The sequence below is a fragment of the Thiogranum sp. genome (assembly GCF_058323355.1).
The window spans coordinates 1-14,327 of the sequence record NZ_JBTTIO010000056.1 but is presented as its reverse complement, the minus strand read 5'-3'; the positions used below and the strand labels follow the sequence as shown (position 1 = coordinate 14,327).

Below are 14,327 nucleotides of genomic sequence, written 5' to 3'. Positions count from 1 at the left end.
CATGCCGCATACAGACAACGACAGTCCCGACATCACCCCCGTGCGGGACTATCTGATGGGGCTGCAGGACCGTATCTGTACAGCCCTGCAGGCCTTTGAACCCGAAAAACCCTTCCGGGAAGATAGCTGGGTCCGTGAGGAAGGCGGCGGTGGCCGCTCCCGGGTACTGGAAGACGGCGCCGTATTCGAGAAGGCCGGCATCAACTTTTCCCACGTCCACGGCGGACAACTGCCTGCCTCCGCGACTGCACACCGACCGGAACTGGCGGGTCGCCGTTTCGAGGCGCTCGGCGTGTCGCTGGTGATACACCCGCGCAACCCCTATGTACCGACCTCACACGCCAACGTGCGTTTTTTTATTGCTGAAAAAGAAGGCGCTGCGCCAGTGTGGTGGTTCGGCGGCGGTTTCGACCTGACACCCTACTACGGGTTCGAGGAAGACGCCGTACACTGGCACCGCACGGCCAGGGAAGCCTGCGCTCCCTTTGGCGACGACCTGTATCCTCGCCTGAAACAATGGTGTGATGAATACTTCTATCTGAAACACCGCAATGAACCACGCGGTATCGGCGGTCTGTTCTTCGACGACTACAACGCACCGGGCTTTGCCGACAGCTTCGCCTTCATGCGCAGCGTTGGCGACCATTACATTCCGGCCTACGTGCCGATTGTGGAAAAACGCAAGGAACTGCCCTACAGCGAGCACGAACGCGACTTTCAGCTCTACCGGCGCGGACGCTATGTGGAGTTCAACCTGGTGTATGACCGCGGCACCCTGTTCGGCCTGCAGACCGGCGGGCGCACCGAATCCATTTTGATGTCACTGCCGCCACTGGTGAAATGGCGTTATGACTGGCAGCCTGAAGCGGGCTCAGCCGAAGCTGTGCTTTACGATACCTTCCTGAAAGCACGGGACTGGGTATAGGGAGATCTGAATAATTCGTCAGGCCCTCCCTAGTGCAGGCCACCTTCACGAGCCATCTTTGACTCCTTCAACTTGACCCGCAACAGGTTCAGACCCTCAAGATAGGGCACAGTATTGTTGGCACGGATCACGTCGCGGCCCTCCTTGCTGCCGGCAAAACGAATGAATTCCCTGACCCTGTCAGCGTGCTCGCTTCGCTTGTTATACACCAGGTACAACGGGCGGTAGAGCAGGTATTCCCCGGTGCGTACATTCTCGTAGGTCGGCGACTTTCCGTTCAGGTCAAGAATCCTGACGTTGCGCTTGCGCGCGCTGCTGATACCCGAAATAGCAATGGTTCCCGGCTCGCTTTCCACCTTCTTTTCCAGCGGACCCGAGGAGTCAAACCATTCACTGGCGGCAAAATCCTGGTCGTAATTATCGAAAAGCAACTTGCGCGCCGTACTGCCTACGCCAGAAATCTTTCCCTTGCGCGCCAGCAGCTTTATCGGCATGTCATCGCCGCCCAGCTGCTTCCAGTTAGTAATCTGACCGAGATAGACCTTGCGCAAATCCTCAAGGGAAATATTGCCTACCGGACTGTCCTTGTGCACGATGGCAACCAGCGCATCCCAGGCAACCGGCACCTGTACGATACCGCTCTCTTCGGCAATACCGCGAATTCGACGCCGGCAACTGCCACCAATGTCAGCGGACAGACTTGCCACATCACGAATACCGCGCGTCGCCCCGCCACCCTGAACGTCAATAACAATTCCGGTCTTTTTCTCGTAAGCTTTGGCAAGCGACACGAGATAGGCTTTCTTGGAAATACCACACCCGACCCAGTGCAGGGCGGGCTGCTGTTCGGCCAGCACCGGTTGCACCATGATTGGCGAAAAAAGCACCAACATCAAACCTGTAAAAAACCTGTTCATCCTGTTCCCCTTTTCCATTGCATCCTGTCCCAGGGAAGTAGCGGCAGCTTCCAGTCAAAGTTAATACCTCATAAATCGGCGGGCTGACCGCCTCCTTTGGCTGGTATACTTCTGTAACAGACTGAATCAAACGAGAAAACACAGGGATATCGACGATGAAGAAATGGCAATGCGTGGTCTGCGGATTTATCTATGACGAATCCGAGGGCTGGCCGGATGACGGCATCGCAGCGGGCACCCGCTGGGAAGATGTTCCGGAAGACTGGGAATGTCCGGACTGTGGCGTATCCAAATCTGACTTCGAAATGGTCGAGATTTAGCTGAAGACAAAAAAAACCCCACCAAAGCGGTGGGGCGAAAAACGCTTTTCAGCGTCGGAGGAGTCAGTCACACAACAATGAAGCCGTTTGATTTGGATTGCGCCTTCAGTGAAGAAGACGCAGTCCGAATCGAGTTCCATCCATGGATCGGGATTGTCGACCTTGTCCTTGATAGCGGTCGACCCGGCAAATACTTTAGCCATCCATTGGCTGCCGCTTCCCGTCCTTGCCAGAAGTGAATGCAAGCACAGTGCCAACTTCCTGAAAAGTTCGCATGCTACTGTTAATCCTGAACTTCCGTAATTTTACCGAAACGGCGCTAACGATTTTTTGACGTGGATCAACCGGGTGAACGGTGGAAAACCGCCGGACTCCCGGCGGCTGAATGCCGGAATCCAGGAGCCTGTCGGATTCAGGCAATCGTAGCGAGCATGGTGGGAGAGTGCGTCCGACAGGCTCCTAGCCCAGCGTATCGCGATGTTTGTTTTCAGCACCATCGTGTGGCTTGCCCGGCCCGGTCAATTTGTCAATCACAGCGGCTTCCTTCAGCAGTGCGTCCAGGCCGCACGGCTCTGCGCTGTTTCCGGACAAGGGTAAAACGGCCAGCGCCTGGTGTCGTTTCATCACGCGGAAATAATCGTCCGCTGGCAACAGGTGCGCGGCGAGGGTAAAACCCGCATTGAGATGCTGTCGTGCAGCCGGGTGTTTTCGTGCCACTAGCAGCTGGCCATAACAAAGCTCCAGCAACGCACGTTCAAAATCATCGCAGGCGCCAGCCACAAGACTGCGGTACGACATTTCCGCATCACGCCCTGACCAGTAACGCGCGACCAGTTCAGCCAGGCGTTCACGAAAATGCAGCTGCACACGACTGGATGAACCCCGTGATGGTGACTGCAGTCGTTTCGCCCAGTACTCCGCCTGCCCGGCATCCAGCGGCTCGCCGTACCAGTCGGCCAGCGACAACGGGTTATCTGACAACAACTGCAACAATGGCTCCGGTGTCCGCAAAATCACACCCCGCAACATAGTTCTGCAACAACACACAGGGTACACTGTCGCCATTCGGGTTCCTACGATCAACAGGGAGTCATAACGTGTCCGAATTTGAAACCGGCCGTGGCCGCTATCCGGGTGTACGCATGCGGCGTATGCGGCGTGACGACTTTTCACGCCGCCTGATGCGCGAATCACGACTTTGTGTCGATGACCTGATCTGTCCGCTGTTTGTCCTGGAAGGCAGCAGGCAACGCGAAACCATCGGCTCCATGCCCGGCGTGGAACGCCTCAGTATTGACCTGCTGCTGGAGGAAGCCGCCAGCCTGTACGAACTGGGTGTGCCGGCCGTTGCGCTGTTCCCGGTGACCCCGCCCGAGGCCAAGAGCGATGATGCTGCAGAAGCCTTCAACCCGGACGGCCTGGCGCAGCGTGCTGTGCGTGAACTGAAACACCGGCTGCCGGAACTCGGCGTGATTACCGATGTGGCGCTCGATCCTTTCACCCGCCACGGACAGGATGGCCTGATTGATGAAACCGGCTACGTGCTTAACGATGAAACCGTCGATGTGCTGGTCAAGCAGGCACTGTCCCACGCAGAAGCCGGCGCGGATATCGTTGCTCCATCCGATATGATGGACGGGCGCATCGGCGCTATCCGCCATGCGCTGGAAACCGCGGGACACCACAACACGCGTATTCTGGCCTATGCCGCCAAGTACGCCTCGAGCTTTTACGGCCCGTTCCGTGATGCCGTGGGCTCGGCCGCCAGCCTCGGCGCCGGCAACAAGTACAGTTACCAGATGGACCCGGCCAACAGCGATGAAGCCCTGTGGGAAGTCAGTCTCGACCTGGAGGAAGGCGCTGACATGGTAATGGTCAAACCCGGCATGCCCTACCTCGATATTGTGCGCAGGGTGAAAGACCAGTTTGGCGCGCCCACGTTCGTCTACCAGGTGAGCGGGGAATACGCCATGCTCATGGCTGCCGCTCAAAAAGGCTGGCTGGATGAAAAAGCGGTCATCATGGAATCGCTGCTGGCATTCAAACGCGCCGGCGCCGACGGCATCCTTACCTATTTCGCCAAACGTGCCGCGCAGTGGTTGCGCGAACCATGAGTGAGGCCGAACGTATCGACCGTTACGCTGTCATGGGTAACCCGATTGCCCACAGCAAGTCACCACAGATCCACCGCATGTTCGCTGAACAGACCGGCCAGTCGCTGCGCTACGATGCCCTGCTGGTGCCGGAAGACGGGTTTGCCGATGCCGTTGCACACTTCCTGTACCGCGACGAAGGCAAGGGACTCAATATTACCGTGCCCTTCAAGCAACAGGCCTGGGAACTCGCTGACCGCCTGAGCGAACGTGCCGAGCCGGCCGGTGCAGTGAACACCCTGATGCTGAAAGACGGCACACTGTACGGTGACAATACCGACGGCACCGGCCTGGTACGCGACCTGACCCGCAATCATGGTGTGGCACTGAAAGGCAAACGTATCCTGATACTGGGCGCCGGCGGCGCAGCACGCGGCGTACTGCTTCCCCTGCTTGAACAGCAACCCGTGTCCCTGCACATCGCCAACCGTACCGTGTCACGCGCCCGGGAACTGGTGGAGCAGTTTGCGGATTACGGTGAACTCAGTGCAAGCGGTTTCGACCTATTGTCGGACAGCTTCGATATTATCATCAACGCAACGGCTGCAGGTCTTGGTGGCGAAGTCCCGCCCTTGCCTGACGGCATTATCAGTGACCGCAGCCTGTGCTACGACATGATGTATTCCCCGGAACCCACCGCTTTTGTTCGCTACTGCACTGAACGCAAGGCCGCAAAAGCCATTGATGGGCTGGGCATGCTGGTGGAACAGGCGGCCGAATCGTTTTACCTGTGGCGTGGCGTGATGCCGGATACACAACCGGTCATCGAAGCACTCGGAAATGCGGGTTAGCGCATCGTCACCAGCTCTTCCGCGCTGGTAGGGTGTATCGCCACCGTTTCATCAAGATCTTTCTTTGTGGCACCCATACGAATGGCGACCGCAAACCCCTGCATCATTTCATCGGCACCCGGCCCGATAACGTGACAGCCCACCACCTTTTCCCGCGCCCCGACCGTGACCAGCTTCATGGCGGTCTTCTGCTTGCGCTCGGTGAGCGCGTTATACATGGCGGTGAAGCGCGTCTGGTACACCTTGACCGCCTCACCGTGCTGGTCGCGTGCTTCGCTTTCCGTCAACCCGACAGTACCGATAGGTGGATGACTGAACACCACAGTGGCAATATTTTCATACGGCAAATACCGCTCTGTCATGCCACCGAACAAACGGTCCCCAAGCCGGCGTCCTGCGGCAATGGCAACCGGTGTCAGTTGCGCACGCCCGGTCACATCGCCGATGGCGTATATGCCGGGCACATTGGTATTCTGAAACTTGTCGGTGGGAATATAGCCACCAGCATCCATTTCAACACCGGCACTGTCCAGTGACAACCCGGCCGTCAGCGGGTATCGACCAATGGCCCAGATCAGTTCATCAAACCCCACCAGGCGCTGACCATTCTCGCATTCGATGAGCAGCGTGCCATCATCGGCCCGACACACTTCGTTGACCTGGGTGCGGGCGAGTATATCGATTCCATCGCCGAGCATCTCTTCCATGAGGTTCTCGCGCAGCATGGCTTCAAAATCCCGTAACAGGTGTTCCCGGCGCAGCAGCATGGTGACATCCGAGCCCAGCGCATTGAGCATGCCGGCCAGTTCCACGGCAATATAACCTGAACCCACAACGGCAACCCGGCGTGGCAGGTCTTCCAGTTCAAAAAAACCGTCTGACGTTATCCCCAGCTCGGCGCCGGGCGTATCCGGCAGCAGGGGTGCTCCGCCCGGAGCGACAACAATATGATCGGCCGTGTAGTGTCTACCTTCCACTTCCAGCGTACGCGCATCGACAAATCGTGCTTCGCCAACGATCTCGTCAATATTCGAGTCGGCCAGATAGGTGTGGTACCAGTCGTTAATCCCGCGAACATAGTTATCGCGTTTCGCCTTCAGTATTTTCCAGTCAAACGCTGTTTCACCCGCGCGGAAACCATAGTGTTGCGCATCCTCCAGCGTGTGCGCAATGCCTGCACCGAACCACATGACCTTCTTGGGTACACAACCGACATTCACACAGGTGCCGCCCAACGGGCCTTTTTCAACCACGGCACAGCGAGCACCGTAACGCGCCGCACGTTCCGCAACCGACAGTCCTCCACTACCACCACCGATTGCAATCAGGTCATAATGCTGGCTCATTACACACACCCCGTTGTTGAACAGGGGTTGCATTCTACTGGAAAGCCGCCGAGACACCATGAATCCCTTACTGGAATTGACTGAACTGCCCGCCTTCGACCGGATCCGCCCGGCGCACGTGGAACCCGCCGTAGACCAGGCACTGGCCGACACCCGTGCCGCTATCGAAACCCTGTTACAGGCAGGGCCTCCCTGGAACTGGGACAACACCCTGGCACCACTCGAGCTGGCACTCAACCGCCTGCAGCGCGTGTGGTCACCCGTGAGCCATCTCAACGCGGTGATGAACAATGATGACCTGCGTGCCGCCTACAATGCCTGCCTGCCAAAACTCAGTGCTTTCGAAACCGAACTGGGGCAGCACGAAGGGCTATACCGGGCAATCAGGGCCATAGCCGACGGTGACGCATTTCACACCCTGAACACGGCACAGCAGCAATCCATCCGCCACCGGCTGCGTGACTTCAGGCTGATGGGTATTGAACTGGACAAGGATGCACAGGCGCGCTTCAAGGATATCCAGCAACGGCTGTCCGAATTACAGTCGCGCTTCCAGGAAAACCTGCTGGACGCGACCCATGGCTGGAACAAGCTCGTCACGGATGAAACCGTATTGTCAGGGCTGCCGGAATCCGCACGCGAGCTCGCGCGTCAACAGGCTGAAAAGGAAAACGTCGAGGGCTGGCTGTTCACCCTCGACGTCCCATCCTACTTCCCCGTTGTAGCCTATGCCGATAACCGTGTCTTGCGCGAGGAACTCTACAGCGCCTACATGACACGCGCCTCTGATGCCGGCCCCAACGCCGGGCAATGGGACAATACGGCCCTGATGGATGAAATCCTCGCACTGCGCCATGAGTCCGCACGCCTGCTGGGATTCGAAAATTATGCCGAGTATTCACTCGCGACCAAAATGGCCGATTCGCCACAACACGTTATCGCGTTCCTGAATGAACTCGCGGAACACTCTCTTGAACCTGCGCGCAAGGACATGAATGCCTTGCGTGAGTTTGCCCGCGAACAGGGCGCAGACTACACGCTACAGGCCTGGGATGTGCCCTACTGGTCGGAGAAGCTGCGCAAACATCAGCATGATCTTTCGCAGGAAATGCTCAAATCCTGGTTCCCTGACACACGCGTGATACAGGGGCTGTTCGATGTGGTGGAACGCTTGTATGGCATACGCATCAGCGAGAGAAACAATGTTGCGACCTGGCACCCGGATGTGCGCTTCTTCGACATCCACGATGCCAGCGGAAATCTGCGCGGCAGTTTCTACCTCGACCTCTATGCACGTGCCGGCAAGCGCGGCGGCGCGTGGATGGACGAATGCACTTCGCGGCTGGTAATGCGTGACCTGCAGCAACCCCCGGTAGCCTACCTGACCTGCAACTTCTCACCGCCAGTCGGTGACCGTCCTGCACTGCTCACGCACGATGAAGTCACCACCCTGTTCCACGAATTCGGCCACGGCCTGCACCATATGCTGACGCGAATCGATTACCCGAGCGTGTCGGGTATCAATGGTGTGGCCTGGGACGCTGTTGAACTGCCCAGCCAGTTCATGGAAAACTGGTGCTGGGAACGCGAACCGATCAACCTGATCTCCGGCCACGTCGAAACCGGCGAAGCGCTGCCCGATGAGCTGTTCGAGCGCATGCGTGGTGCACGTAATTTCCAGTCCGCCATGCAAATGGTCAGGCAGCTGGAGTTTGCCCTGTTCGACATGCGCATCCATGCCGAGTACCGGCCACATCAGGGCACACGGATCTACGCCACCCTCAACCAGGTTCGCGAGCAGGTTGCCGTGGTACCGGCGCCCGACTTCAACCGTTTCGCGCACGGCTTCGCGCACATTTTCGGCGGCGGCTATGCCGCCGGCTACTACAGCTACAAGTGGGCCGAGGTTTTGTCTGCGGATGCCTATTCACTGTTCGAGGAAACCGGCGTCTTCAGTCGCGAAAGTGGCAAACGTTTCCTGGAAAACATTCTCGAGAAAGGTGGCTCGGCCGACCCCATGCAGTTATACCGTCAGTTCCGCGGCCGCGAACCGGACATTCACGCACTGCTCAGGCATAGTGGACTGGAGGCCTGAGCCGCCAGACATGCGCGGTCTGTCGCTTGCGGTACAATAACCTTCAGGACCAGCCCCGGGAACCCTTATGCACTACCAGGATCTACGCGACTTCATTAAACAACTGGAAGCCGCCGGACAACTCCAGCGCATCAGTCATCCGGTTGACCCGAATCTCGAGATGACCGAGATCTGCGACCGCACCCTGCGGGCCGGTGGCCCCGCATTGCTGTTCGAGCATCCTGTCGGCTCGGAGATCCCTGTACTTGCCAACCTGTTTGGCACCGCGCAACGTGTCGCTGCCGGCATGGGTGCGGACTCCGTCACTGAACTGCGTGAAATCGGCAAACTGCTGGCCGCACTCAAGGCGCCTGAACCGCCGAAAGGCATGAAAGATGCCTGGGACAAGTTGCCGCTGTTTCGCAAGGTGCTGGATATGGCGCCAAAGGTGCTGAAGAAAGCACCCTGCCAGCAACATATCATCGATGCCGGTGCCGTCGACCTTGGCAAGCTGCCGATCCAGACCTGCTGGCCGGAGGATGCCGCGCCGCTCATCACCTGGGCACTGGTTGTTACCCGTGGCCCGGAAAAGGAGCGCCAGAACCTGGGTATCTACCGGCAACAGGTGTTGTCACGCAACAAGGTCATCATGCGCTGGCTGCCACATCGCGGCGGGGCGCTGGACTACCGGGACTGGCAACAGGCACACCCCGGCGAACCCTTCCCCGTCGCCGTTGCGCTGGGCGCTGACCCGGCCACTATCCTGGCGGCCGTTACACCGGTTCCCGACGCCCTTTCTGAATATGCCTTTGCCGGTTTGCTGCGTGGCGCAAAAACCGAACTGGTAAAATGCCACACGCTGGACCTGCAGGTACCGGCCAGTGCCGAATTTGTCCTGGAAGGTCACATTCATCCTGGCGAGGAAGCCCTGGAAGGACCGTTCGGCGATCACACCGGCTACTACAATGAGCAGGAACGTTTTCCGGTGTTCACCATCGACTGCATCACCCACCGCGACAGGCCCATCTACCACAGCACCTATACCGGTCGGCCACCCGACGAACCTGCCATCCTTGGCGCTGCCCTTAACGAGGTATTCGTACCGATACTGCAAAAACAGTTTCCTGAAATCACCGACTTCTACCTGCCGCCGGAAGGCTGTTCCTACCGTATCGCCTGCGTGAGCATGAACAAACAGTACCCCGGGCACGCCAAGCGAGTGATGTTCGGCGTATGGAGTTTTCTTCGCCAGTTCATGTACACCAAGTTCGTCATTGTCACTGACGACGATGTGAATGTCCGCGACTGGAAAGATGTGATCTGGGCCATGACCACACGCATGGATCCGGCGCGTGACGTCACGCTGGTGGAAAACACGCCTATCGATTACCTGGACTTCGCCTCACCGGTATCCGGCCTTGGCAGCAAGATGGGGATGGATGCAACATCCAAATGGGAGGGCGAAACCGATCGCGAATGGGGGCGCCCGATCAGCATGGACCCGGACACCCGGGCCCGGGTCGACGCCATGTGGGACAAGTTGGGGATACGACTGGACTAACGCCGGTTTTCAGTTCGATTCACACAGCAGGCTGTTGTCCCCTTCGGCACTCACCGCCATCTCTTCGAGGAACTTCAAAACCAGCAGGCTGTTCGTTTCCATACCATCAAGTTCGTGCAGCGCCTGGTCAATATTGCCTTCGTGGTACTGCGCCAGCGCCTCCAGCGCGTGACGATGAACAGCGCGGTGCGGCTCTTCCAGCTCGCGGTAACCGGGCAAGCTGCTGAAACAACCGTGACCCTCGCCTTCGTAATACCACTGGCCAAGACGGCAACGGGTGTGGTCGGCAAACTCTTCGACACGCTTGTCCGACACGCCCATCAAGACCTGGTAGACAGCAAACTTGTATACAAGGTGATCTGTCTTGGCGAGCTCCACAAAACTTCTCAGGGCACCGGCAGAGATCACACCTTCCATGTCCCGGGACAACTCAAGTATGGAACTCATACCCGAGCTTGCATCATTACCAATCCTGCACAACTCTGACGATTGCTCTGCCATGGTCGCCATTTTATTCTGCGTGGTGCTGGTTTCTTCCTGGATTTTTGCTACCTGTGTAGCAATTTCCTGGGTCGCCTCGTTGGTACGCTTGGACAAATTTCGTACCTCGTCTGCCACCACGGCAAACCCGCGCCCGTGCTCACCGGCACGTGCTGCCTCTATAGCGGCATTCAGCGCCAGGAGATTTGTCTGCTCGGAGATCTCGGTGATCAGGTTGACGATATTACCGATGGCATCGGCACGGTCATTCAGGCCTTCGACATTACTGACCGCTTCGTCTACCGATGAGGATACCTGGCGCAGGTTCCTTACCATTTGTTCCGTGCCCTCACGCGCTGTAACGGACACGCTTGCAGCCTTGATGGCAACGGTCTTTTCACTGGCCAGGCTTCCTGCAAGCTGCGCCAGTGTCGACTGGAGCTCGGTCAGGCTGCGGCCAAAATTATGGAAATTCCGGTACAAACCATCAGCCATTTGCAGCCTTGCCGCAGATTGTTGCTGGTCAGCCGTGGCGGCATCCAGTTGCTCCTGCATCCGTTCCAGCATGGCATCCTTTTCGGCAAGTTGACTGCTCAGTCGCTGGATTTCTTTCCCGGCATCCGCCAGCTGTGCACGAGTACGCCCAAAAATTGCCATGTTTTCAACCTCACTGTCAGTAAATCTGTTTTTATTCCGACCATCATAGCGGCCATCATATTGCTGCCTTTACCCATTAAAGTCTGTACCTGACCCGGCCGAATAACCGTCAAACCCATGACGCGGCAGGGCTTTCACCTGTTATTTTTCATTCACCGGCGTGTAACCTGCCAATCCGTTGGCGACCGGCATCCGCTTTTATGCCTGCCTCCATACAAACCCTGCACAGGGGGCAAATACAGGCGCAATTTTTGCATCAACAATATCTTGCACTAAGCTTTAACCTGTTCCATTCGTAGCTGTGAGGATGAGGATTATGAGTAACCGACTGTACCGGCTGTTGTTTGGCTTGTTGCTGCTGGTCGCGCTCTACTTTGACCTGTACCCGCTAATCTACACCCTGATGGGCATGGCTGTTTTTGAAGCCGTGACCAATCTGCGTGTCCCGCTGATCGTTACCCGGCTGCGCGGCACCACATCGCCTGACAACACGGAAGGCTGCCTCGGCATTGCCTTTCGCACCCGCACAAATTTCGAAGCCGAGCGCGGCTGGCGCCTGCTCGTTGCCGGCATGCTCGCCATCGGCCTGTTTCTTTTCCCGGGGCCATTGTGGTTCTTCCCCTGGTTCATCGGCTTTGCCTTGCTCGGCGCCGGCGTCAGTGGCGTATGTCCCATGTTTCTCGCGCTGAAGTGGACCGGAATGCGATGACGACACCGCCTCACAATGAGGCCGTCCACGTCGGTCTGCCACTCAAAATTGCCGGTATCGTCTTCTGGGGCCTGGTCACCATCGGCCTGTTGATGGTTGCCGCGGCCATGCCATGGATGGAACGAATTGCCGTACTCGAGCACGACACACTACCCCGGCAAATTGTGACGTTTGTACAGGACAGGTTTGAAAATAGTCCCGACACAACACTGGACTCGCTGCAAGAACCCCTCATGTCGCTGATGCAGGAACTGGATATCCCCGCGGTACGCATTCAACACGGTGTCGATAGCCGAACGTTCGGCAAACCGCAAGACGACCTGGACAGTGACACAACCCGCCTCTCTGCCGCTGACTTGCAGGCCGGACATGCTGCGGATGTTGTGATCACGGTCTACCAGCAAAACATCGCACAGGTACAACTCCAGCGAAAGAAACAGCTGATGCTCGCCCTCGGCATCAGCTTTTTTGCCTTTGGGCTCATTATTCAGTGGATTCTGCAAAAGGTTATTACCCGACCTTTTCACCAGATGATTAAAACTGCCGAATCCTGCTCACAGGGCAACAACGCCCGCTTCGATGAAACCCGCTCGGATGAATTCGGCTACCTGTCCCGCTTCATCAACAAGGCCATGGCGACACTGCAGGCGCGTCAGTCGGAACTCAGCGATGCGCTGCAACGCGCCCAGGCAAGCGAGCATGCACTGTTTGAGGAAAAACGTCGTGCCGAAGTTACCCTGAACTCTATCGCGGAGGGTGTCATCACCACAGACCGGCAGGGGAAAATCCGTTTCATGAATCCGGTTTCCGAGAAACTGTCCGGCTGGACCCAGGAAGAAGCTACCGGCCGCCCGATTGACGACATCATTCACCTGATCGATGAGCAGAACGGTAAAACCATCCCCTGTGCCATCAACACCAGCCTGCGCAGGAATCAGGTCGAACGTAACCTGCAGGGACGCATGCTGGTTCGCAAGGGTGGCGAGGAAATCGCTGTTGCTGAATCTGCCGCACCCATGCACGACGCGCAGGGAAATACTGTCGGTGCCGTGCTGGTCTTTGACGATGTACGCCAGACACGTGAACTGACCCGCCAGCTGTCTCACCAGGCCTCTCACGATGCATTGACCGGGCTGCTGAATCGTCGCGAGTTCGAAAACCGTCTCCAGCAGGCGCTGGAAAACACGCGCAGCAACGGTGCACACTACGCGCTCTGCTATATCGACCTCGACCAGTTCAAGATCGTCAATGACACCTGTGGACACACGGCCGGTGACGAACTGCTGCGCGAACTGGGCACACTCCTGCAAAAAAGGCTGCGCGACAGTGATGTGGTTGCACGGCTTGGCGGCGATGAATTCGGCATACTGTTACAGGGTTGCACCATGGACGATGCCGAAATCCTCGCCGGTGAAGTCCGCCAGGCAATCCGTGCACTGCACTTTGTGTGGGATGGCAAAACCTTTTCGGTTGGCGCAAGTATCGGCATTGTCCCGCTTTCCGCTTCAACCCAGAGTGTTGCCGAGGCATTGTCCTCAGCCGACGTCGCCTGTTATGCCGCCAAGGAACAGGGTCGTGACAGGGTTCATGTCAGCGAACCGGATGACAAGGAACTGAGGCGTCACCGCAGTGAAATGCGCTGGGTAGGTCGAATTCGCGAAGCACTGAAAGAAAATCGCTTTACCCTGTACCGACAGTCCGTGGTGCCCGTGGACTGCAGTCATCAGCTTGATACACACACCGAGCTGTTACTGAGAATGCTGGGCGAGGACGGCAAGCTGATTCCACCCGGTCGATTCCTGGGCGCCGCCGAACAGTATGGGCTGATGCCTGACATCGACCGCTGGGTTATCCAGCACTCGCTTCAATGGCTGGCCGGCGAAATACAGTATCACCACTCCAGCATCACCATGGCGGTGAATTTATCAGGGCAATCTCTTACAGCACATGGCTTTCTTCCCGATGTCGTTGAGCTGATTCGCGACAGCCAGGTGCCGCCTGAACAGATCTGCTTTGAGATTACCGAGACAGCGGCTATTGCCAACTTCGAGCTGGCAGTTAAATTCATGCGCCTGCTGCATGAAATGGGCTGCCGGTTTGCACTGGACGATTTCGGCAGTGGCATGTCGTCGTTTGCTTACCTCAAGCAATTGCCGGTCGACTACCTGAAGATCGACGGCAGTTATGTTCGTGACCTTCTGCATGATCCGGTCGATCGCGCCATGGTCCAGGCGGTCAACCAGATTGGCCATGCCATGGGTATACAGACCATCGCAGAGTATGTCGAGGAACACTCCATCCTGGGTGAACTTGCAGCCATTGGTGTGGATTACGCCCAGGGCTATGCGATCGACAAGCCGCAGCCGCTGGTCTTCGCCCGCGACAGCCAGGACG

At 57.6% G+C, this 14,327-nt stretch carries 13 protein-coding genes and 1 pseudogene; 8 read left to right on the top strand and 6 right to left on the bottom strand.

Annotated elements, in window-relative coordinates; genetic code table 11:
- Nucleotide 1 precedes the first annotated feature (1 nt).
- Complete coding sequence (gene hemF / locus ACW81B_RS08020; RefSeq protein ID WP_491579697.1) at nt 2-925, top strand: oxygen-dependent coproporphyrinogen oxidase; 924 nt, start codon at nt 2-4, stop codon at nt 923-925.
- A 29-nt stretch (nt 926-954) separates the two neighbouring features.
- On the opposite strand, the gene ACW81B_RS08015 is transcribed toward hemF, so the two are convergent.
- Nucleotides 955-1,812, bottom strand: coding sequence for a substrate-binding domain-containing protein (locus ACW81B_RS08015; protein ID WP_491579696.1), 858 nt, complete (start codon nt 1,810-1,812; stop codon nt 955-957).
- A gap of 185 nt (nt 1,813-1,997) precedes the next feature.
- Between ACW81B_RS08015 and ACW81B_RS08010 the strand changes: the two genes are divergently transcribed.
- Nucleotides 1,998-2,162 (top strand): rubredoxin, encoded by a 165-nt coding sequence (locus ACW81B_RS08010; RefSeq protein WP_491579695.1) that lies wholly within the window; start codon nt 1,998-2,000, stop codon nt 2,160-2,162.
- On the opposite strand, the gene ACW81B_RS08005 is transcribed toward ACW81B_RS08010, so the two are convergent.
- Both ACW81B_RS08005 and ACW81B_RS08000 read right to left on the bottom strand, forming a co-directional pair.
- Nucleotides 2,159-2,365, bottom strand: a complete 207-nt coding sequence (locus ACW81B_RS08005) for a hypothetical protein (RefSeq protein ID WP_491579694.1) — start codon at nt 2,363-2,365, stop codon at nt 2,159-2,161. The two genes, ACW81B_RS08010 and ACW81B_RS08005, sit on opposite strands and share 4 nt — an antisense overlap.
- 256 nt (nt 2,366-2,621) lie before the next feature.
- The gene (locus tag ACW81B_RS08000; RefSeq protein ID WP_491579693.1) at nt 2,622-3,173 is read right to left on the bottom strand and encodes a hypothetical protein; all 552 of its coding nucleotides are present in this window, start codon (nt 3,171-3,173) and stop codon (nt 2,622-2,624) included.
- Nucleotides 3,174-3,304: 131 nt separating this feature from the next.
- On the opposite strand from ACW81B_RS08000, the gene hemB reads away from it, so the two are divergent.
- Both hemB and aroE read left to right on the top strand, forming a co-directional pair.
- The gene (hemB, locus tag ACW81B_RS07995) at nt 3,305-4,276 is read left to right on the top strand and encodes a porphobilinogen synthase (protein ID WP_491579737.1); all 972 of its coding nucleotides are present in this window, start codon (nt 3,305-3,307) and stop codon (nt 4,274-4,276) included.
- Nucleotides 4,273-5,106 (top strand): shikimate dehydrogenase, encoded by an 834-nt coding sequence (aroE, locus tag ACW81B_RS07990; protein ID WP_491579692.1) that lies wholly within the window; start codon nt 4,273-4,275, stop codon nt 5,104-5,106. The genes hemB and aroE overlap by 4 nt, the downstream gene beginning before the upstream one ends.
- On the opposite strand, the gene gorA is transcribed toward aroE, so the two are convergent.
- Nucleotides 5,103-6,452, bottom strand: coding sequence for a glutathione-disulfide reductase (gene gorA, locus ACW81B_RS07985; RefSeq protein WP_491579691.1), 1,350 nt, complete (start codon nt 6,450-6,452; stop codon nt 5,103-5,105). The genes aroE and gorA overlap by 4 nt on opposite strands.
- A 58-nt stretch (nt 6,453-6,510) precedes the next feature.
- Here gorA and prlC point away from each other — a divergent pair, with 58 nt between their 5' ends.
- Together prlC and ubiD are read left to right on the top strand one after the other, a co-directional pair.
- A complete protein-coding gene (gene prlC, locus ACW81B_RS07980; protein ID WP_491579690.1) occupies nt 6,511-8,547 on the top strand; it encodes an oligopeptidase A in 2,037 nt (678 codons plus the stop codon).
- A gap of 67 nt (nt 8,548-8,614) precedes the next feature.
- Nucleotides 8,615-10,087, top strand: a complete 1,473-nt coding sequence (gene ubiD, locus ACW81B_RS07975) for a 4-hydroxy-3-polyprenylbenzoate decarboxylase (RefSeq protein ID WP_491579689.1) — start codon at nt 8,615-8,617, stop codon at nt 10,085-10,087.
- 9 nt (nt 10,088-10,096) lie between these two features.
- On the opposite strand, the gene ACW81B_RS07970 is transcribed toward ubiD, so the two are convergent.
- Both ACW81B_RS07970 and ACW81B_RS07965 read right to left on the bottom strand, forming a co-directional pair.
- Complete coding sequence (locus ACW81B_RS07970; protein WP_491579736.1) at nt 10,097-10,504, bottom strand: CZB domain-containing protein; 408 nt, start codon at nt 10,502-10,504, stop codon at nt 10,097-10,099.
- Between the two features lie 51 nt (nt 10,505-10,555).
- Nucleotides 10,556-10,903, bottom strand: a pseudogene (locus ACW81B_RS07965) (methyl-accepting chemotaxis protein); the annotation flags it as partial.
- A 637-nt stretch (nt 10,904-11,540) separates the two neighbouring features.
- On the opposite strand from ACW81B_RS07965, the gene ACW81B_RS07960 reads away from it, so the two are divergent.
- Nucleotides 11,541-11,933 carry a YgaP family membrane protein gene (locus ACW81B_RS07960; protein WP_491579688.1) on the top strand — a complete coding sequence of 131 codons (393 nt, stop codon included), beginning with the start codon at nt 11,541-11,543 and terminating at the stop codon, nt 11,931-11,933.
- Nucleotides 11,930-14,327: EAL domain-containing protein (locus tag ACW81B_RS07955; RefSeq protein ID WP_491579687.1), on the top strand; the 2,398-nt coding region annotated here is incomplete at its 3' end. The genes ACW81B_RS07960 and ACW81B_RS07955, both read left to right, overlap by 4 nt.

Excerpts from the sequence above, each read along its gene's own strand:
- hemF (WP_491579697.1), top strand. The coding sequence starts at position 2 with ATGCCGCATACAGACAACGACAGTCCCGACATCACCCCCGTGCGGGAC.
- ACW81B_RS08010 (WP_491579695.1), top strand. The coding sequence starts at position 1,998 with ATGAAGAAATGGCAATGCGTGGTCTGCGGATTTATCTATGACGAATCC.
- ACW81B_RS08005 (WP_491579694.1), bottom strand. The coding sequence starts at position 2,365 with ATGGCTAAAGTATTTGCCGGGTCGACCGCTATCAAGGACAAGGTCGAC.
- hemB (WP_491579737.1), top strand. The coding sequence starts at position 3,305 with ATGCGGCGTATGCGGCGTGACGACTTTTCACGCCGCCTGATGCGCGAA.
- aroE (WP_491579692.1), top strand. The coding sequence starts at position 4,273 with ATGAGTGAGGCCGAACGTATCGACCGTTACGCTGTCATGGGTAACCCG.
- gorA (WP_491579691.1), bottom strand. The coding sequence starts at position 6,452 with ATGAGCCAGCATTATGACCTGATTGCAATCGGTGGTGGTAGTGGAGGA.
- prlC (WP_491579690.1), top strand. The coding sequence starts at position 6,511 with ATGAATCCCTTACTGGAATTGACTGAACTGCCCGCCTTCGACCGGATC.
- ubiD (WP_491579689.1), top strand. The coding sequence starts at position 8,615 with ATGCACTACCAGGATCTACGCGACTTCATTAAACAACTGGAAGCCGCC.
- ACW81B_RS07970 (WP_491579736.1), bottom strand. The coding sequence starts at position 10,504 with ATGGAAGGTGTGATCTCTGCCGGTGCCCTGAGAAGTTTTGTGGAGCTC.
- ACW81B_RS07960 (WP_491579688.1), top strand. The coding sequence starts at position 11,541 with ATGAGTAACCGACTGTACCGGCTGTTGTTTGGCTTGTTGCTGCTGGTC.